This is a genomic window from Hungatella sp. (genome assembly GCF_046966825.1).
Window position 1 is genome coordinate 1 of record NZ_JBKVCZ010000020.1, and the last position, 19,340, is coordinate 19,340.

The following is a 19,340-nucleotide window of genomic DNA, read 5'->3' on the forward strand; positions in this document are numbered from 1 at the left end:
GCCGAAAGCCTTGATTTTACTAGGTTTTCGGCTTTTTTGTTTTTGGTGAACCTTTAAAAATCTGCTAATAAAATTGTGTCCTTGCTAATAAAATCAGGTCTGCTAATACGAGGCGAACGGTTTTGGGCTGTTTTTTCATGAAATTCTGTTTGCTAATAAAATGCCCCTTTTCAAATCCTGGTGCTGCGATTTGGGGGCTGATTTGCTAATACGGTTTTTCAGCCCCTGATTTTTTCTGCTAATAAAATTATTCTTTATTAGCAGGCTGGACAGACCGGACGACCTGCATTAGCAAATCCGGATTGGTCTGTAACAGGGTTTGCAGCGCCTGGGCTATGGCGCCGGCCTGGGCGCCGCTGGTATCGCCAATGTCTCCTTTTGTTTCTTCCAGGCCGCCGCCAAGAAAATCATCCATCTTTTGGGCAAGCTTTTCCCGGTTGTCCTGGAAGGAGTGTTTTCCGTAGCGCCGGGTAAGCATCTCCAAGTTTGCCCAGCCTCCGGCCTGCATGACCGAGTTATAATCTCCGTGGGATACAAATAGCTTTGCCGTGGCGCTTGTGTGACGGAGGCTGTGGAAGACGATTTCTTCCGGGTTTATTTCCGGATCGTTCATTTCTACCAGAATCTCTTTGAAGCGCTTGTTTAAATGCTCGGTCATCATCGGGCGGCCGTTAGCCTGGCAGATTACCAGATTGTAGTCTATGTAGCCATCGGAACCTAATTCTGCTTTCAGTTTCTCCTGCATTTGCTTCAGGAGCTGCAGTGCGTTTAAGACAATCTGCGGAATGTCTACATCACGCGCGGAGTGGTCGTTCTTTGGCTGCTTTAAGACAATACAGGTTTTCGCTCCGGGTATCAGATTGGGAAACTTGAACAGTATCCTTACTTTGGGCAGTTTCAAGTTTTTCTTGCTGATCCGGTCAATGGCTCTGTCAATGTGAAACGTCATTTTCTCATAATGTACACGGTCCCATTGCAGCCCTCCGATTTCGCCGCCGCGGATGGTACAGCCTATCGCAATCAACACGGCGCAGTGAATCAGGTAGTAATCGTAGTTGTCGGTCCGGCAGGTGAATTTTAAAACCTTCAGGATTTGGCTCGGCTCCAGGACTACCCGCTCCTTTTCCTTATGTTCCGGAAGTGTCACATTAAGGAATGGATTCTTTTTCCTGTAATCCCAGCGCACGGCCAGATTAAAGGCACAGCGCAGGACTTTGTGAATGTCGTGGATGGTGGAAGCGGTGATCCGCTCTCGCGTGGGTTTCCCCATATTGGTGGCCGGCTCCGCCTCTGTCTCTAAAAAATGGTAATAATCGTCAATCATCTTTGTTGAGAGAGAAAAAAGCTTTTTATCGCCTATGTAGGGATGAACATAGTTTTCCAACAGTCCTATGTTACCATCATAGGTTGAGGCCGACCATTTTTTTGCCCCGTATTTTTCTATGAACTCATAGAGAAATTCGCTGACGGTCATTTCTTTCAGATGATTTTCTGAATCGCCACCTCCTGTCTGCTGTGCCTGTTCATGCTCAATTTTTGCCTTCATGGCTTTTGCCGCGGAATACGTCAATCCGGATTCCCATTTTTGCTGACGCTTTTTTCCTTCCCCTTCGTAGTAAACTACGGAATATGTTTTACCTCGCTTTACGATAGATGCCATACTGATTCTCCTTCTTATGTGTGTGTGTCAAGCCATTCATCAAAGGAGGGCTTTGAGACTCTGACATATTTGCCAACCTTGACCGTCTTAAAAAGTGACTGTTTACAAAGGTTGTATGCCATGCTGCGGCTAATCTGCAGAATGTCTGCTATCTCTTGAACCGAGTAGGTTCGCTTTTCTGAAACGGCTTGTTTGTCATGGTTAAATTCTCCAACTGCCATGTTTACTCCTTTCTTTTGCAGTTGAAGAGGGAATCAGCATAATCCCTGTTTGTTGCTCTCCATATATCTTATACGAGGTGAACCTACGACTTTTCAACTGCAATTAGCATATTTTTTAAATAGTAATGTTTTGAATGAACACTCCAGGTCATTTCCTGCGCCAAAGTTATGCCGCGTATTGGCAGGCTGTGCTATGCACGGATTAAGAAACGGGCACGCTCATAGGATCGTCGCATACTGTCCGGAACACCTGTATAACTCCTGGAATGGGGTATGGAATTGTCAACGAATCATGAAAGGTTATCACAGCCCCTAATGAAAATAGGGTATTGGCTCCGCTACTTTTCTTATGCTTGCTTTTGCCGTAGAATCGGATTAGGCAGGATAAAGTTTGACCGCACATTGGTGGATCTGCACCCCGTTTGTTCAACGTAAACGCTTTACCCTTGAGCACAGCATATTGTGGCAATCTTTATGGTTAGCACGCGTAGCAAAGTCCGTATTATCTCGGGTAAATCTCCTGCCATCTTTGGAAAGGAGCTTGTACTTATGAAAGACCTGTTAGAAATTTCCTGCGGCCTTGACGTTCACAAAGATAAGATTGTTGCTTGCATCTTATCCGGCCCCATTGGCAAAACCACTGTCTCTGAAATTCGTGAATTTACCACTCTTATCCCTGATATGGCTGCTCTACGCGACTGGATTGTTTCCTGTAACTGCCATCATGTCGCTATGGAAAGCACTGGCATTTACTGGCAGCCTATTTATGAAATCCTTGAAGATGCTTATTCTGGTGATATCACTCTGCTTGTTGTTAATGCCAGACACATGAAAAATGTTCCGGGTAAGAAAACTGATATGCGTGATTCGGAATGGATTGCTACTCTTTTACGCGCAGGACTTCTCAATGGCAGTTTCATTCCGGATAAGCAGATCCGTGAATTTCGGTATCTGAATCGGTATCGCAAGAGTATCATCCGTGATATCACTTCCCAGAAAAACCGGGTCGAAAAATTCCTTCAAAGTTCCGGTTTCCGTTTATCCACTTTTATTTCAGATATATTTGGTGCCTCCGGCAGAAACATCATTTGTCATCTGATCCAGCATGGCTGTATCGATAGGGAATCTCTTGATTCCTGTCTGAAAACCAAAACCCGCAATCACATCAATGAAATTCTTGTGGCTGTGAACGGAACTCTTTCCCAAATCCAGCAGGATTTTCTGGAAATGCTAATGGATCATTATGACTCCCTCAAATCACATCTGGCAGAAATTGAAACCGCATTAGAAGAAGCAATGGCACCTTTTTCCCTTCATATTGAACAGTTAACCAGCATCTATGGAATCAACACCACTGCCTCCTGTGCAATCATTGCTGAAATTGGCACAGATATGAGCTATTTCAAAACTGCAGAGCACATATGTTCCTGGGCTGGTTTATGTCCGGGTAATAATGAAAGTGCCGGGAAACGCAAAAGCACCTCTATCACCAAAGGCAATCCTTATATAAAAAGTATGCTTTGTGAAATTGCCTGGGTCATTGCTGGAAAGCGTAATACCTATCTTTCCGCATGGTACTGGAGAATCAAGCAAAAGAAAGGGGCTAAAAAAGCCATAGTTGCGCTCGCACGCAAACTTCTGGTCATCATCTATACCATGCTGAAGCAAGGTACACTTTTTGATGAGAACTGCTTTGAAACGCGCCGTAAAAACTGTGAACAAAAACAGGTATCCCATTACATTCGTGAACTTGAAAAACGAGGTTATCATATTGAAGCCTCCGCCTGATGATTCATTATGGACAGGCAGCTATTTAGCTGCTCTATTTGTCGTGTCTTCATGATTGTTGAAAACATTTGTTGTCAATGTGCGGGTATCGCTACGAGGTATTTATTTTCGTAGCAAGGTGCATAAAGAGAAAAAACAATATCTGGTATTGCGATTTTAAGCTATACACTAAATAAATAGGGGAAGGCGGGGATATTTCTGCAGAATGGAAAAATTTATTTTCATAGTGTGAGAAACTATATATTGCTTCATTTCTATCGGGTTCTTTGATATAATTGTTTCAACCAGAAATTGGGGAGGTGGTGCTGGATCGATGAATCGTATTGTGCTGATACAATCACTGAAACAACTGTGGGGAATGATTGTGCTGGAATATAAATATCACGGCAATCTCCCCAATATCGAAAATTATCGTTCAAAAGAAACGTATTCTCTGCCATTTCACGGTGAATGGGTGGTTGCAAATGGCGGAGTAACTGAAAAAACCTCCCATTCGTGGGAGATACCAACGCAAAGATATGCCTATGATTTTGTGATATTGGATGGCGCAGGGAGCAGCTTTCAGGGGGAAGAGACAGAGGCGGGTTCTTTTTATTGTTATGGCCGGGATATTCTGGCTCCGGCAGACGGCATGGTTGTAGAAATCTGTACCGGGAATCCTGATACCGGAATCACGAAAAACCGGACCGCTTTCTGTCATGCGCGGGATATCAGAGGGAACTATATCCTGATACACCACGCTGAACAGGAATACTCATTGCTGGCCCATTTGAAACCGGATAGCATACGGGTGGCTGTGGGGCAGACCGTGAAAAGGGGAGAAAAGATTGCGGAATGTGGAAATTCCGGTAATACATCGGAGCCGCATCTTCATTTCCAGGTGCAGTTGGGGCAAAGCTTCTATTCCTCCCCGGGGCTGCCGATTGAGTTTGAGAATATAAGTGTGAGAGCAACTCCGAATTATGAAAAATTTGATGACAGGTATTTGAAGAAACATGGTGGGAATTATGAACCGCCATATATCGAAGTTGGACAGACAGTTAGTAACATAAATCGGGATTTGAAAGGAGATATAGAATATGCAACATAAGTGTAAAATAACGGTTTTAGAAACAAAAGTCTTCTCAGAATACCAAGAAAAATATCTTGCTGACCCAAAATCAGGACCATGCCCTTGCTTTAAAGCTGGAGACACTTTTATGTTAGAAAGAAACAGTAAACGTGACGATTTTTATCATTTGATGGATGGAAAATTTTGTGGTGAAGCGTGGGACGCAATCAGTAGGTATGTATATACCGCCTTACAAGGTGGGTCTATAATGCACCAGTGGACAAACGATGATAGGATGATGATTGCTTGTTGTAATGATGGAACTAGACCAGTAATTTTCAAAATCGAGAGAATTGATATTCCGGAGACAGATAAAGAAAAAGAGTGGCTTGAAAAACAAAACTTTGCCAATACTGCAAGTGATGCATATACTGGGTAGTTTAACAAATTCAATTCCAGTTTATTGGGGAGTTGAAAATCGGAAAGGGGTAATGGCCTATGAAAATGCCAGCAGAACGTATTGATACCATAATGTTTGCCCCTTGTGGAATGAATTGTAAGGTTTGTTATAAGCACTGCTACCATAAAAAGCCATGCTCCGGGTGCTTGAACAGCGATAAAGGAAAGCCGGAACATTGCCGCAAATGTAAGATAAAAGATTGTATCAAAGACAAAGGATTATCCTATTGTTTCGAGTGTTCCGATTACCCATGCAAGCTGATAAAGAATCTTGAAAAAAGCTACAACAAGAGGTATCAGGCAAGCCTTATGGAAAATAGTGAGTTTGTCCGGCGGCATGGAGTAGAGGTCTTTATGGAAAAACAGAAAGAAAAATATACGTGTACAAAATGCGGCGGTATTATTTCTATTCACGATAGAGAATGCAGCGAGTGCCAGGAAAAGATGAAAGATTGAATTTTCCGTTTGAAGAGGAGAAAAAAGACTTAAAAACCAGGAGAAAAGTGTTCAAATTGAAGAAAAAAGGTGAGATTTTAGGTATCATATTGCTTTTGATTATGGGGATAGCCCTTATTGCTTTTTCCGTCAAGCCTCCGCAATTCCTTGTGTTCTTAAATGGGAATTCATGGAGAATAGGGAGCGCAATCATAGGGATTTTTTTCATTACGGCAGGGGTGCTAAATATATTCCGCCAGAAAAAGTAGTCTGTGGATATTTTAATCAGAGCGATTGATATGAGGTGAAATTGAAATGAAATTTAGAAGATTAACAACCAGCGGGCATGAAATGTATAAGAAGGCGATGGACTTATACGAAGTCAGCTTCCCGGAGCACGAGCAGAGAGAACGTCATCTACAGGCCGATATTATGGTAAATGAAGAATACCACTTTAATTTGATCTACGATAACGATATCTGGGTTGGTGAAATTTTCTGGTGGGAAACGGCGGAGTTTATCTATGTGGAGCATTTTTGTATCCTGCCGGAGATGCGCGGCAGGCGGTATGGACAGAAGGCATTGGCACTTTTAGATGAAGAGGGGAAAACAGTCATTCTTGAAATTGACCCTCCGGTTGATGATGTATCCATCCATCGGAAAGTGTTTTATGAGCGTTCAGGATTTGAGGCCAATGGGTTTACTCATGTTCACCCGCCCTATAAAAAGGGGTTCAATGGGCACAGCCTTGTTGTAATGTCCAGTCCTACACTGCTGTCAGAAGCAGAATATCATGCTTTTAACAGTTATTTGAGAACCGTTGTAATGCAGAGTTAAAGTCCGGTATCCAGGCAGTAAGACACCTCTATCACTGATTTGATAAGACGTCTTACTGCCTTTGTTATCTTTTATATCAATCGAATATGGCTATCGGTGTTCTTCCAAAAACCGTACACATGCCTTTTCCATCCGTTTCAGTCCAGGTTCTTCTATTGGGAAATGTCCGGCGCCTTCCAAAATCACCGTCTGTTTTTCGCAGGCCAGGCGGTTGTAAAAAAGATTACTTAGCTTTATATCGGTCCAGCGGTCATCTCCCGGATGTGCCAAAAGAATCGGGCACACTGTAAAATGTTCAGGTTCCGTCTTTATTTCCGGATTCAGCATGGAATATATAAAATTGATAGGGACTCTTACACCGGCGGATTTCGCATCTTTCATAAGTATCTCAACAAGCTCTTTATGATTGGCAATGGCGTTCATATTTCCAATCCACTTCATTGGAACCCTCACACGGCCGGCAAATATTTGGGCGGCTGCCATGAGGGGCTTTGCCATAATTCCCATGAGCGGGTTGTTAGCCGAGTTTCTGATGACGGCCTTCTCCCGCTGATCGAGAATACAGGAGACAATCAAGCCTCTGATATTCCGGCTTTCACAGGCGACCTGATAAGCCAGCATACCTCCGGCGCTGAACCCAAACAGGAAGATGGGTAAGCCGTCTTTGCCCTGATAGTATTTTGCGATTTCCGCACCACATGAAACCCATGTGTCATACGTTATATCCCCAGTATAGCGGGTGCAGCCATATAAAGGCAGATCCGGACAGATTACTTCAAAACCGGCTCTTGCCAGTGGCAGGGCAATACAGGAAAGCAATCTTCCATTTCCACCGACACCATGAAACAGTATAAGCCGGGCCTTGGGCAAATCTGGTTTGTAATGGTCGATATGTATGTCCATGTCAAGTATGGGTATAAAATATTCTTCCGGCAGATTATCTGCGGCCAGGCGGTTGGCCTGTGGTAAATATGGCTGAATTCTTTCCCAATATGGATCACAATGATAGGTTTGTATGGTTTATTCCTCCCCGCTCGTTAAAAGTTACTGCCACACTTGTGGCACTTATGATTTTATAGTACAATAAGGCTATCGTCAACCATGTTGGAACAAGTTCCACAAAACTCATAAAATGTGGCAGGAGGCATTATGAAAGCGCTGAAAGAAAATCCGGTCGCTGTCCAGTCAAAGCAAATGCTGTTAAACGCGCTGCTTGAATTAATGGAGAAAAAGGCATATAGCAGCATATCAATTAAAGAATTGGCAGAATGTGCTGGGCTTGACAGAAAAACCTTTTATAGAAATTTTGATTCTAAAGAGGAGGTGCTGTACTTACGTCTGCAGGAAATGTGCCAGCTCTATATAAAGGAATTGCGGGGATTGCCGCGGCTTACCTCGTATGCGGGAACGAAAGCATATTTCGAGATCTGTATGCAGCACGTACATTTTTTCATGCTGCTTAAAAAGAATAATCTGCTTCCGCTGGTATTAATAAAATTTGATGAATATTTGTCGGAGTTGAACACCCTCTTTCTTAGCAATCCTTTATACAGAGAGAAATCTCCATATGAACTATACTATCAGGCCGGGGGCTTTTGGAATGTCACAATCCGCTGGCTGGAGGGAGGGACTAAGGAGAGTCCGGAAGAAATGGCACGGATAATCGGCTCTATCATGCCGCCATTAGAAAACGAGGGCTAAGTATGACAGAAATTTAGATGAATTTTAATTGGTACAGATATGTGAAAAGGCTCCGGGGAATAAAATCTCCGGAGCCTTTTCTGCTTTTTAAACCCTAAACTGCCTGATACACTTCAACAACGTAATGCTAAGTTCCTGGAACAAATCTTCATCATAGCTGCCGTTAATAATGGAGTTCTTGATAAGCAGCGGCCGGTACATATTCATGATTTCAGCAATAGCCGGGTCATTTCCAATCTTTGCCTGTTTCAGTAGTTCCTTAAAATCCATCTCTGTCCTCTCCCATCTTTCGTTTGATTTTCTGAACGGTACGGTAATAAATAGCGGCTGCGCCTTTATAGGTGATTCCTAATTCTGCGGCCAGTTCCTCAAAACCCTTGTCCTCCAGGGCATGGGAAAGAAATACGTGCCGCTCCCGCTCTGTGATCTGTTTCAGAGCGGATACAAGCGCATCGTTCTCCAACTGCATAAGCAGCGGTAAGTTACTATGTAGTTGTTTGTCAGATTCTAAATACCAGGCTTCGTCCTCCATACAACATTCCATACGGAGCCTTCTGTTTTGCTGGTTCATGTAGTCTTTCCTGCGCCGGTTTACAGCCGTTACCAGGTATGATGTAAAACGGTTCTGCAGTATCTCTGCTTCTCCTTGTCCATTATTCCTCTGCCACATGGCTTGTCCTCCCTTTTCAAGAATTTTTGTAAGATTCTTGAAAAATGGAGGCCCACGGCAGCGGGCAGGAACCTTGAAACAGAGAAAGCAGCCTTTTTCACGCATGTATGCGTAAACGGCTGCTTTTCTGATTGATACATTGAGAAGTTCAATAGTAAGCCTATCACTTCTTAGATGTGCCGATATCCGTACAAATACAGATACTTTTTCGTGAAGTGATATAAAAAGTCCTATTGGGTCATGTATCCTGAAAGCTGTGTGTCGTGGAGCTGTATGGCTTTTGAACAGCTCAATGTTGTGGATATATCTATCCATAACATTGCTCCTAGCCCGCAGCTATGCGGACGGCACACAGGCGGCGTCTCATCCTCTCTCATGTTTAGGATTTGGCAACATGAGCTGCCACCCTGCCGATATATATAATTGTGGGTTCCAAAATAATGTGGGGATTCCCTGTAAAAAAACAGGGAGATCCTGACATTTTATAAATGACAAGTCCCCCTTTGACATATCAGTATTTAATTGTGGTGTTACAGCCTTGTATATTCCTCCCGAATTATTATTCCGTTGCCATAGTTAAATTTTATCGAAAAAGTGTTAGATAAACGTGAGTTGTTTGTGAGTAAAGTATAAGAGCGTTCGACAAATTTCGCGTTCAGCACATTTAAGCTATAAAAGCGTATAAGTATAAAGACAGTATAAATTTTTTATAAATAAACAAATTTCGGCTTGCGATTCCCCCTGCGCTCCCGTATAATAGGCCCAATATCTGCTATACGGAAAGGAGGAATTATATACCATGGACAACGCCGCAGGCGACGCTGCCCCGTGTACATATTTAAAAAAAACGATTTGTTATGACATTACGCACATCTTGCGCCCTTTTGTGGTTAAGATGTGCTTTTTTCGTGGGAAAAACGTTTCAGGCGGAATTCCGATGGTGAAATTATGAATGGCTTACTACAATATTTGAAAGGGCAGCCCCCAGGCCGTTTAATTACGTTAGGATTTGCTTCTGTCATCCTGCTTGGAACTATCCTGCTGCTGCTGCCAGTGTCCGTGAACCCTGGCATGGAAGTCGGGGTGATTGACGCGCTGTTTACATCTACAAGCGCGGTTTGTGTCACAGGGCTTATTGCCATAGATACCGCCGACCATTTTACTGTGTTTGGGCGGGCTGTGGTGGCCCTGCTGATTCAGATTGGCGGGCTGGGTGTTACCTCGGTGGGCGTAGGGTTTATTCTGGCGGCCGGGAAACGGGTAGGCTTTAAAGGACGGTTGCTGGTGAGGGAAGCCCTGAACGTGGACAGCTCCAAGGGAGTGATCCGGCTGATTAGGGCAATCCTGCTTATGACACTGTTCTTTGAATCCGTGGGAGCGGTTCTTAGCTTTCTTGTGTTTGCCCAAGATTATCCGCCTTTAAAAGCTATGGAAATCAGCATATTCCACGCGATTGCGGCCTTTAACAACTCCGGCTTTGACATTTTGGGCGGGCTGCAGAATCTGATACCATATCAGTCTGATGTACTGTTGAACCTGGTTACCTGCGGCCTGATTATTTTTGGAGGACTTGGCTTCCTGGTTATCCTGGACGTGCTGAAAATGAGGTCTTTTAAAAAGCTGTGCCTTCATTCAAAGGTTGTTATTACAACTAGCGCCATTCTGCTGGTGGTTGGAACACTGCTTTTGAAGGTGACCGAGAATATATCTTGGCTGGGGGCGTTTTTTCAGAGCGTTTCGGCGCGAACGGCGGGATTCTCTACATATCCAATCGGGGAATTCTCAAACGCGGGGCTATTTACGCTGGCAATGTTAATGTTTATCGGCGCTTCTCCGGGATCAACGGGCGGCGGTATCAAGACAAGCACATTTTTTGCTTTGCTTATGTCGGTGAGAAGCCTTATGACAAAAAAGCATTATGGGGCATTTCACAGGAGTATACCGGCGGAAGGGATTTCCAAGGCTTATATGATTGCGTTTCTTTCCCTGCTGGTGGTGTGCGGCGGCACGTTCCTGCTCTGCGTTCTGGAACCGGAATATACGTTTATTCAACTGATGTTTGAGGTTACATCGGCTTTTGGCACGGTGGGACTTTCCACCGGTATTACGCCGGGGCTGGGGAATATGAGCAAGCTGGTGATTATTCTGATTATGTTTATCGGCAGACTGGGGGCCTTTACCCTCGCGTCTATGTGGGTATGCCGGCCGGCGCCTCATGCCCGGTATATAGAAGAATCCATTATCATAGGATAGGAGCTGTCGGAAAGCAATTATCAAACACACCCAAAGGAGATACGAATGAAAAATTTGAAGCACACCACGTTCGGCGTGATTGGACTTGGCCGTTTTGGGACGGCGTTGGCGAAGAGCCTTGCAAAAGCAGGGAAGGAAGTCATTGTGGTTGACTGTAATGAGAGCAAGGTCAGGGAGCTGCGGCATTATACGGAACACGCATTTGTCGCGGAGGATTTGACGAAGGAGACCCTGGAAGATATAGGAATACAGAATTGTGATACGGTTATTATCTGCATTGGAGAAAGGATTGACACCAGTATCCTTACCACCTTAAACGTGGTGGGCCTGGGTGTCCCCCGCGTGATCGCCAAGGCAATCAGCCGCGACCAGGGGGCCGTGCTTGAAAAAATCGGGGCGGAGGTTGTCTACCCGGAACGGGACATGGCGTTGAGGCTGGGGAAACGGCTGGTATCCCATAATTTTCTGGACTACATCTCGCTGGACAACGAGGTGGAAATACAGCAGATTCCTGTCACATCAAAAATGGCCGGAATCACTGTGCAGGAATTTAATATACGGCAGCGGTACGGTTTGAATATCATTGCGATTGAACGGGAACATATCACGGATATCGAGGTGTCACCGCAGTACCGCTTTAAGATGGACGATATCATTGTGGTGATTGGGAAGGTTGAAAAAATTAAACGGTTTGAGATGGATATAGAGGATTAGACGTGATGAAGTAACGAGGCAATAGGTGCTTTCATATATACAGACAAGAAGACTGCCAGCGGCTTCCCAGGGGGGAGGAGAGTTAGCCGTTGGCAGTCTTCTTTATCTATTCTAAATCCTGCGTGAAGCGCAGAGTTAGAACCTAGTCAAAATTCACATCTCCGACCGGAAGCGCCATAATTTTCCCTTTTTTCAAAATACAGCTATATGTGAACATTCCCAGGCACCCGGCAGCGAATAAAATTCCTATGGGATACGCTACGGAGGTAGACAGGCGCATCCCCTCTTCTGCCATTAAAATGTATGTACAGGATACGGCTGACATAAAGGTTGCCGGTAATGCGGTCACTAAGTAGGCTCTGCCACGCTTTAACAAGTACACGCTGGCTGCCCAGAGGGCAATCATAGCCAGAGTCTGGTTACTCCAGGAGAAGTATCTCCAGATAATCTGCACGTCAATCTGTGTAAGGAAAGCGCCGACGCCTAACAACGGAACGGTCAGCACCAGGCGGTTTTTAATGGGCTTCTGGTCGTAATTGAACCAGTCCGCCAGGGTAAGGCGGGCGCTCCGGTAAGCGGTATCCGCGGAAGAGATTGGGCAGGCGATAACGCCAATCATTGCAATCACCGCGCCAACAGGCCCCAACAGGGTAAAGCAGATTTCATATACAACGGATGCCTGACCCTGTCCGAGAGCGGCCAACAGTCCGCCCGTGCCATTATAGAACGCGGCTCCCGCAGCGGCCCAGATCAGGGCGATAATGCCCTCTGCAACCATGGCGCCGTAGAACACATTTCTTCCACTCTTTTCACTTCTCATACACCGTGCCATCAGCGGGGACTGGGTGGCATGGAATCCGGAAATAGCGCCGCAGGCTACGGAGATGAACATAACCGGCCAGATAGGGGTTCCGTTCGGGTGAAGGTTCTGCAGGGTGATTTCCGGAATCGTGTAGTTGCCGCTGAATAAAATCATGCCGCCAACACCAAGGGCCATTACAATCAGGCAGATTCCGAAAATAGGATATATTTTTCCGATCAGCTTATCAATCGGTACAAAGGTTGCAAAGAAGTAATAGACAAGAACAACTATCAGCCAGAAATTCATGTCCAGCACTTCCGGGGTCAGCATCGCCAGTAAGTTGGCCGGGCCGGTGGAGAAGCTGACGCCAACCAGGACCAGAAGAACGACGGAGAATACACGCATGACCTGTTTCATGCCGTTTCCCAAATACATGCCAGTAAGCTCGGATACGCTGGCTCCTTTGTGGCGCATGGACATCATGCCAATCATGTAGTCATGGACGCCGCCGCCTAAGATGGTTCCCAGGGTAATCCACAGGAATACGGACGGTCCCCAGGCAGCTCCGGCCAAGGCTCCGAAGATTGGCCCCAGTCCTGCAATGTTTAATAGCTGGATCAGGAAGATACGGGCGGTTCCCATGGGTACATAGTCAGCCCCATCTTCCATTGCGATTGCCGGTGTGCGGCGGTCATCCGGCCCGAATACTTTTTCAGCAAATTTACCATAAACAAAGAAACCGCCGATTAACAGGAACAGACAGACAAAGAAACTAATCATACGTTACGCCTCCTTCTTTTTTTTTGATTTGTTTTATGGTCTTATTATACAGAAATCATAGAAAATGAAAATATTTTTTGTGGGAAATGTGAAGTTCGGCGCGTAAACAGCAGACTTTGGCGCAGATAAAAAGAGGGGCTGGCCTATTGGAGGAAAAGGAAAAAGGACCGCCCCGGAGGACAATCCTTATATTTTCATTCGCTGCCGGAAGATTTTTGTCTTTTCTCTTCCGATAGGAAAAATTTCAGTGCCGCAGCCATTCAGCTTCAAGGCTAGCCCGTTGTTGGCCCAGGGGAAGACTTCGGAGACATAGGCAAGGTTGACGAGATAGCTCTTATGGATTCGGAAAAAACCGAGGTGGGACAGTCTCTTTTCGTAATCTCCAATCAGGACGTTTTCCGCATAACCGCCTGTCCGGGTATGAATCATACAGCCCCGGCCGCTGGTTTCTATGTAGATAATATCTTTCGTGTCTGTGAATATTACCTTGCGGTTAAAGCTGATGGCTATTTTGCTTTCCATCGGGTCGGAAAAGGACGGCGCTCTATTGGAAACAGCCATACATTTTTTCATGACGGTTCGCAGGCGGTCCGGCTCAATGGGTTTTAATATATAATCCGCCGCGCCCAGTTCAAAGGCTTTGACTGCGTAATCCGAGTAGGCGGTGGCAAAAACAACCGGCACGTCCGGAAGGATTTTCTGCATGGCAGCAGCCAGGGTGGTTCCATCCATGTCGTTTAGGTTGATATCCAGGAAAGCCAGAGAGATATCCGGGGTTGAGAGGAAAAGCTCCAGGGCCGCCGCCCCGCTTGCGGCTTCCAGTATCTCGGCTTCCGGCAGGATATCCGTTATCAGAAATGACAGTTCACTCCGGGCTGGGCGTTCATCATCTACTACTGCTATTTTCATCCATAGTACCCCCTGACTTCATTTGTATCTATTTCTTCTGGCGGTTTCCAATCCTCGGCTTTGGGAATCAGAAATGAAACTCTGGTTTCCCCATCTATATGCTGAATGGTAAGACCGCCTGACGGTCCAACTATTTTTTTCAGCCGGGTGTGGACGTTATAAAGACCATAGGACTTTCCGGGTTCCCGGCCGGATAGAATAGCTTCTGTAATAGCTTCCGGGATTCCGGGACCGTGATCGGCTACTTCAATCTTTATCCCATCTGGTGTCTGACGGGCGCGGATCGCAACGGTTCTAAGCCCTGACCTGTCGGCGCCATAACGCACGGCATTCTCCACTAACGGCTGTAAGATGAAGGACGGGATAAGACAGTTTAGTTGTTCCGGCACATCTGTCTCTATCTGCAGGTTTTCTTCAAAACGTGCCTGTTCCATTTCCAAATAGCGGAGAACCTGGTACAGCTCTGTATGTAAATCTGTCATTTCGTGATGTGGCTCCAAGGTCTGCCGGTAATAAACGGAAAGCGTCCGGGACAGCTCCCTGGCCCGCTCCGGGTTCTCCCTGCACATACAGGAGATAGTGTTCAGCGCGTTATGCAGGAAGTGGGGATTGACCTGGGAGCGCAATGCCCTTATTTCCGCTTTGCGGCGCAGGCTTTTCTCATAGTTTAAATCCGCCAGCTCCAACTGGGTGGAAAACAGGGCGGAGAGATTTTCTGCAAAGACAATGCGGGACTGGGTTCTGTGCCAGCGCTTTTTATAAAACAGACAGAGACAGCCGGATACCTGGCTCCTGCTTGTCAGGGGAACCGCTGTCAAAACATAATTTTTAATAACAGGAGCAAGGGGATCGGAGGAGCTTACCTCCGATACACAGATGGTTTTGTGCTGCTCCATGGCGGTTCTGATAGGGGTGTTGAACAGATTGTCAACCGCGGTAAAGTCTCTGTTTCCGGGAGAACAGGAAAATGCCAGGACGTGTTCCCGGTCGGTAATCATGACAGCCGAACAGGTGGTAGACTGGAAGATAATATCAGCCGCCGCCTTTATATCCGCTGGATTGTCCAGCCCCTTGCGAAGATGGGGCAGGCATTGGCTTGCCACATGCAACGCCAGGCTGATTCCGCTGGTTTTTTCATTATCCTTTTCCATGGACAGCGCCCGGAACGTTCCGATAAATACCACCATACCGCAGGAGTTTAATATAATCATTGGCAGCGCAATCTCTTTCACCACGTCGAGGGCGGCGGAAAATGGACGCGCAATCAAGAGGATCAGGAGCATCTGGCAGACTTCCGTAACAGCGGTGAGCAGAAACAACATGCCATTGTCCCATTTCCCGCGGTGGAAATACTTGGAGCAGACAACGCCTATCACACCCTCTGCCATTGTGGACACCGCACAGGCCGCGGCAGTCAGCTGCCCCGCCTCGTAAAAGTACCGGTGGATACCGCCAATCAGCGCGGCTCCAATCCCGATTACGGGTCCACCCAGCAGGCCGGCGGACAGGACGCCGATTACCCGGGTATTAACGATAGCGCCTCCTGTCTCTATTCCGGTATAAGTGGCGAGTATGCTGACAAAGCCAAACAGGGCGGCTGTCAGAAGCTGGCCTGGGATTGATAAATTTTCGCACGTTAACATATTTCTGACAGTGGGGATTCTGGTCAGAATGAAGGCCAGGAAGATTAGAAAGCCGATATTGAATAGCAGGGAGAGGAAAAGGTTGTCCGGCATGGATAAGGTGCTCCTTTCCGATACTGTAAATATGGGTTGTTACATTAATTTTAACATGAAAATACCTGTGTCACAAATATATTTTTTATGAATTTAACACGGGATAAGGAGGTTATCCTTTAGAGGAACAGAAAAATACCCCGTGTCAAATACACACGGGGCTATGAGATGTTTTTAAATAGTTCTAAGAAAAGTTCCCGCTGTTTTCCGGTCATAGACGACCAGCGTTTTAACACTTCTCTCTGCTCTGGTGAGAGACATACTAAGTCATCACTTTCAGCAAAAAATTGGGACAATGAAATGTTACACCCCTTACAAATTTTTTCTAAAGATTGAATCGTTGGAGTCTGATTTTTCCGATACCAAGTTGATATGGTTGACTGTGACAAATTTGAATGTACAGCTAATTCATATTCAGACCAGTTGCGTTCTAAGCGGAGCCGCGTAATTTCCCCAAGTATATCTTTAACTATGCCCACCTCATTTCCGTACTGTTTTAGTACGTTTATTATACTTTGTCCAAAAACAAAAGAATAATTAGTTTGGACGTATAAAATATTCGTCATGAAACACTATGGAATGGCTATTGCATGTTTTTAAGCAAGTCCATGATGATTTGCTGCTGCTTCTTATTTAATGTTGACCAGTTATCCAACATGTCTTTTTGCTCTGGGGTGAGTGAGATAGCGTCCTCTCCTTCGGCAAAGAATTGGGCCAGTGTAATGCCAAAGCCATTACATAATTTGTTTAATGTTTGGATTGTTGGAACTTGCTTCTTACGATACCAATTTGAGATTGTCGATTGAGATAATCCCGAATGTTTTGATAAGTCATATTCAGACCATTTGCGTTCCAAGCGGAGCCTTGTAATCTCCTCAAGTACATTTTTCATCTACTTGTCCTCCGTACTTCGTCATTGCGAATATTATACTTCGTATAAAACTTGATTTTTAGTTGTTCATGAAGTATAATTTATACGTTCTAAAACAGTATGGGGTTATTTGTGGCACATGAAAAGAGGAGAGGATAAAACGAAGCTATGAATGTAAAAAATGAATTAAAGGCACTGGCAGAACGAATGTTTAACGACGAATTGCTGGGCACGCTTCTTGAAGCGTATCAGCAGGAGGCAAATGAGGATGGTTATGGAATCGTTGAGAAAGAATACAGTGAGGGAACAGAGGCGCTATCCACTATTTTGAACGAAGAACAAAAGACGGCCTTAATTAAGATGGAAAAGCTATGTGAGGAAAACATCAGGTATGGCGTTAAGTTTGGATTTGCAAGCGGTGTATTTGCAGGCTTTCAACAATTTTTTGTTGAGGAGACTACGAAACAGCCCTTTGAAGATTTTATAGACAACGAGATATTAAAAGAGCCAAACATAAAAAAACACGGCGGTTACTACCAGAGAAGATGTGAGCTTAATGATATTAATACCGCCCTGGAGGAGCAGCTTGACACAGACAATAGAGAGCACTTGATTTCTGTCTATTCCGCATGGGATAATCGGTTGTATGGCGTATTAAGACATTCGTTTTATATGGGATACCGATATGCAATAGAAATAATTAATCATGTAAAACCTCTTAGTGCGTCTATGAATATGATCGACAAAATTTTATTGACGGAGTATGAGCTGGGCTTTATCAGAACCCTGTCGGAGCAGGAGCAGAGGACAACCCAATGTACCGACGTCTAACCTCAAATTCAAAAACCACAATATACAGATAAAAAATATTGATTTATCCTATATATTGTGCTAAACTATCTCTGTAATTGATTTTTGTGCGTATCCTTCGGGTAAGGCAGATGTTTTGTATAATTCAAAATATCCGCATTGCACACGTTGTCAAGTTTGTATCTTCGTACCAGTAGTATTATTGCGCCCTTTAGGCCGATGATTTACTGGTTTTTTTATTTTCAGGGATTTTCTCTTATCTGCGAGAATGGCTGCGGTTCATAGAACGCTATGGACATCAGGTGATTAACCTTTAGCCGTCCTCGTTTTTTTGTTGCCCAAATGCCAGTATATGGCTTTGAGGATAAATTCTATCACTGAAAGGTGGAACGAAAATGAGGGTAAAACAGAAGCAAGGCTTTAGAGTCAATTCAAAAAGGAGGGTGATTTCACAACGCTGGAGTGCTAAAAACAAAAAGATGGAATTGCGGAAATGGAACCGCTGTGCAGTCGCAAAATCAGTTTTTATTCCCCGCAAAGCACGAAGGGGGTGTTAATGAATGACGGTGAGCAGCACCCTGAACAGGGAGCGGCATACTCCACTGGTGCTTGTGGAGACGGAGAATCTTCCGGAAGAAGAATGGCTTTCTTACCGGAGACGCGGAATCGGCGGCAGCGATGTGGCTTCCATTCTTGGCATATCACCATTTCGGACGGCCAGGGACTTGTACTACGATAAGCGAAACATTGTGTCGGTCAATGACAACGAAGAAAATTGGGTAGCCATGTCGATGGGACACCTTCTGGAAGATCTGGTAGGCAAAATATTTCAGCATAAAACCGGATTTGAAATATACCAGATAAAAAAGATGTTTTATCATCCCAAGTATCCGTTTATGCTGGCGGATATTGACTACTTTGTGACCCTGCCGGACGGTTCAACAGCCCTGCTGGAGCTGAAAACCACAAATTATAATGCCCGGGGTAAGTGGTGGCTGGATAAACAGGAAATCGTCCCGGCCTATTACGAAGCACAGGGACGGCATTACATGGCTGTTATGGATATTGACCGGATTTTCTATTGCTGCCTTTATGGCAATAATTTGAATGAGGTGATTATCCGTGAGCTGAAGCGGGATTTTGCTTATGAAGAAGAAATGATTTTTTTAGAGCAGGAATTCTGGCAGAATCATGTGCAGGCCCAGATGCCGCCGCCTTATACGGAAGACGGAGAGCTAGTCATAAAAAGCGTCCGCAGCCATGCCGGTCATGCGGATGAAAGCGCGTCAGTCATTGAATTTGATAAAAACATGAAGAGCAAACTGTTCCGTTTCCAGGAATTGCAGGAGCAAAAGAAAACCTATGAAGCGCCTGCGAAAAAAGTGAAAAGTGAAATGGAGCGTCTAAAGGCGCTGATGATTGCCGAGATGGGAACAAGCTGTACCGCTGTCTGTGAACAGGACGGTATCAGCTATACAATCACTTATAATCCGGTACGGGAGCCTGCCATAAGCAAGGATAATCTTATGCGCCTGAAATTCCAGTATCCGGAAATCTACAAGGAGTTTGTGACCGTTTCTGAATCCAGAAGGTTTCATATCGCGGTTTCGGCAAAGAAAGCGGCTTAGGTATAAATGGAGGAT

Annotated in this window: 21 protein-coding genes; 11 read left to right on the top strand and 10 right to left on the bottom strand. The window is 45.2% G+C overall.

All coding sequences use genetic code 11. The features are described from left to right. Positions 1 to 247: 247 nt before the first annotated feature. Positions 248 to 1,660, bottom strand: a complete 1,413-nt coding sequence (gene xerC, locus ACLTD4_RS08635) for a tyrosine-type recombinase/integrase (protein WP_178258133.1) — start codon at positions 1,658 to 1,660, stop codon at positions 248 to 250. Between the two features lie 14 nt (positions 1,661 to 1,674). Continuing rightward, the gene (locus tag ACLTD4_RS08640) at positions 1,675 to 1,881 is read right to left on the bottom strand and encodes a helix-turn-helix domain-containing protein (protein WP_178258134.1); all 207 of its coding nucleotides are present in this window, start codon (positions 1,879 to 1,881) and stop codon (positions 1,675 to 1,677) included. A gap of 549 nt (positions 1,882 to 2,430) precedes the next feature. On the opposite strand from ACLTD4_RS08640, the gene ACLTD4_RS08645 reads away from it, so the two are divergent. From ACLTD4_RS08645 to ACLTD4_RS08670, 6 genes are all read left to right on the top strand, one after another. Continuing rightward, complete coding sequence (locus ACLTD4_RS08645; RefSeq protein WP_117624397.1) at positions 2,431 to 3,669, top strand: IS110 family transposase; 1,239 nt, start codon at positions 2,431 to 2,433, stop codon at positions 3,667 to 3,669. Between the two features lie 313 nt (positions 3,670 to 3,982). After that, complete coding sequence (locus tag ACLTD4_RS08650; RefSeq protein ID WP_412313758.1) at positions 3,983 to 4,759, top strand: M23 family metallopeptidase; 777 nt, start codon at positions 3,983 to 3,985, stop codon at positions 4,757 to 4,759. Next, positions 4,749 to 5,159: a TIGR04076 family protein gene (locus ACLTD4_RS08655; protein WP_412313757.1), complete on the top strand. Its 411-nt coding sequence runs from the start codon at positions 4,749 to 4,751 to the stop codon at positions 5,157 to 5,159. Before ACLTD4_RS08650 ends, ACLTD4_RS08655 begins: the two co-directional genes overlap by 11 nt. 59 nt (positions 5,160 to 5,218) lie before the next feature. Next, positions 5,219 to 5,635, top strand: a complete 417-nt coding sequence (locus ACLTD4_RS08660) for a DUF3795 domain-containing protein (RefSeq protein WP_412313756.1) — start codon at positions 5,219 to 5,221, stop codon at positions 5,633 to 5,635. Next, complete coding sequence (locus ACLTD4_RS08665; RefSeq protein WP_412313755.1) at positions 5,611 to 5,883, top strand: preprotein translocase subunit SecD; 273 nt, start codon at positions 5,611 to 5,613, stop codon at positions 5,881 to 5,883. Before ACLTD4_RS08660 ends, ACLTD4_RS08665 begins: the two co-directional genes overlap by 25 nt. A gap of 46 nt (positions 5,884 to 5,929) precedes the next feature. Next, complete coding sequence (locus ACLTD4_RS08670) at positions 5,930 to 6,451, top strand: GNAT family N-acetyltransferase (protein ID WP_412313754.1); 522 nt, start codon at positions 5,930 to 5,932, stop codon at positions 6,449 to 6,451. A 90-nt stretch (positions 6,452 to 6,541) separates the two neighbouring features. Here ACLTD4_RS08670 and ACLTD4_RS08675 read toward each other — a convergent pair whose 3' ends face one another. Continuing rightward, a complete protein-coding gene (locus ACLTD4_RS08675) occupies positions 6,542 to 7,270 on the bottom strand; it encodes an alpha/beta hydrolase (protein WP_412313753.1) in 729 nt (242 codons plus the stop codon). 330 nt (positions 7,271 to 7,600) lie between these two features. On the opposite strand from ACLTD4_RS08675, the gene ACLTD4_RS08680 reads away from it, so the two are divergent. Further along, entirely contained in the window at positions 7,601 to 8,152 is a 552-nt protein-coding gene (locus ACLTD4_RS08680) for a TetR/AcrR family transcriptional regulator (RefSeq protein WP_412313751.1), read from the top strand. Positions 8,153 to 8,239: 87 nt separating this feature from the next. Here the strand turns inward: ACLTD4_RS08680 and ACLTD4_RS08685 are convergent, their stop codons facing one another. Then, on the bottom strand, positions 8,240 to 8,422 hold the full coding sequence (locus ACLTD4_RS08685) for a helix-turn-helix domain-containing protein (RefSeq protein ID WP_412313750.1): 183 nt from the start codon (positions 8,420 to 8,422) through the stop codon (positions 8,240 to 8,242). Then, positions 8,412 to 8,822, bottom strand: a complete 411-nt coding sequence (locus tag ACLTD4_RS08690) for a sigma-70 family RNA polymerase sigma factor (protein WP_412313749.1) — start codon at positions 8,820 to 8,822, stop codon at positions 8,412 to 8,414. Before ACLTD4_RS08690 ends, ACLTD4_RS08685 begins: the two co-directional genes overlap by 11 nt. 948 nt (positions 8,823 to 9,770) lie before the next feature. Between ACLTD4_RS08690 and ACLTD4_RS08695 the strand changes: the two genes are divergently transcribed. Together ACLTD4_RS08695 and ACLTD4_RS08700 are read left to right on the top strand one after the other, a co-directional pair. Next, complete coding sequence (locus ACLTD4_RS08695) at positions 9,771 to 11,075, top strand: TrkH family potassium uptake protein (protein WP_412313748.1); 1,305 nt, start codon at positions 9,771 to 9,773, stop codon at positions 11,073 to 11,075. Positions 11,076 to 11,078: 3 nt separating this feature from the next. Continuing rightward, positions 11,079 to 11,789, top strand: a complete 711-nt coding sequence (locus tag ACLTD4_RS08700) for a potassium channel family protein (RefSeq protein ID WP_412313759.1) — start codon at positions 11,079 to 11,081, stop codon at positions 11,787 to 11,789. A gap of 142 nt (positions 11,790 to 11,931) precedes the next feature. Here ACLTD4_RS08700 and ACLTD4_RS08705 read toward each other — a convergent pair whose 3' ends face one another. The 5 genes from ACLTD4_RS08705 to ACLTD4_RS08725 form a co-directional block, all read right to left on the bottom strand. Next, positions 11,932 to 13,371 (bottom strand): carbon starvation protein A, encoded by a 1,440-nt coding sequence (locus ACLTD4_RS08705; RefSeq protein WP_412313747.1) that lies wholly within the window; start codon positions 13,369 to 13,371, stop codon positions 11,932 to 11,934. A gap of 186 nt (positions 13,372 to 13,557) precedes the next feature. After that, positions 13,558 to 14,280, bottom strand: a complete 723-nt coding sequence (locus ACLTD4_RS08710) for a LytR/AlgR family response regulator transcription factor (RefSeq protein WP_412313746.1) — start codon at positions 14,278 to 14,280, stop codon at positions 13,558 to 13,560. Further along, the gene (locus ACLTD4_RS08715) at positions 14,277 to 16,016 is read right to left on the bottom strand and encodes a LytS/YhcK type 5TM receptor domain-containing protein (RefSeq protein WP_412331237.1); all 1,740 of its coding nucleotides are present in this window, start codon (positions 16,014 to 16,016) and stop codon (positions 14,277 to 14,279) included. The genes ACLTD4_RS08710 and ACLTD4_RS08715 overlap by 4 nt, the downstream gene beginning before the upstream one ends. 161 nt (positions 16,017 to 16,177) lie before the next feature. Continuing rightward, complete coding sequence (locus tag ACLTD4_RS08720; RefSeq protein WP_412313744.1) at positions 16,178 to 16,582, bottom strand: helix-turn-helix domain-containing protein; 405 nt, start codon at positions 16,580 to 16,582, stop codon at positions 16,178 to 16,180. A 17-nt stretch (positions 16,583 to 16,599) separates the two neighbouring features. Then, positions 16,600 to 16,908 (bottom strand): helix-turn-helix domain-containing protein, encoded by a 309-nt coding sequence (locus ACLTD4_RS08725; protein ID WP_117622492.1) that lies wholly within the window; start codon positions 16,906 to 16,908, stop codon positions 16,600 to 16,602. Positions 16,909 to 17,055: 147 nt separating this feature from the next. On the opposite strand from ACLTD4_RS08725, the gene ACLTD4_RS08730 reads away from it, so the two are divergent. Both ACLTD4_RS08730 and ACLTD4_RS08735 read left to right on the top strand, forming a co-directional pair. Beyond that, entirely contained in the window at positions 17,056 to 17,718 is a 663-nt protein-coding gene (locus ACLTD4_RS08730; RefSeq protein WP_412313743.1) for a hypothetical protein, read from the top strand. Between the two features lie 539 nt (positions 17,719 to 18,257). Then, the gene (locus tag ACLTD4_RS08735; RefSeq protein WP_412313742.1) at positions 18,258 to 19,325 is read left to right on the top strand and encodes a YqaJ viral recombinase family protein; all 1,068 of its coding nucleotides are present in this window, start codon (positions 18,258 to 18,260) and stop codon (positions 19,323 to 19,325) included. Positions 19,326 to 19,340: the final 15 nt, after the last annotated feature.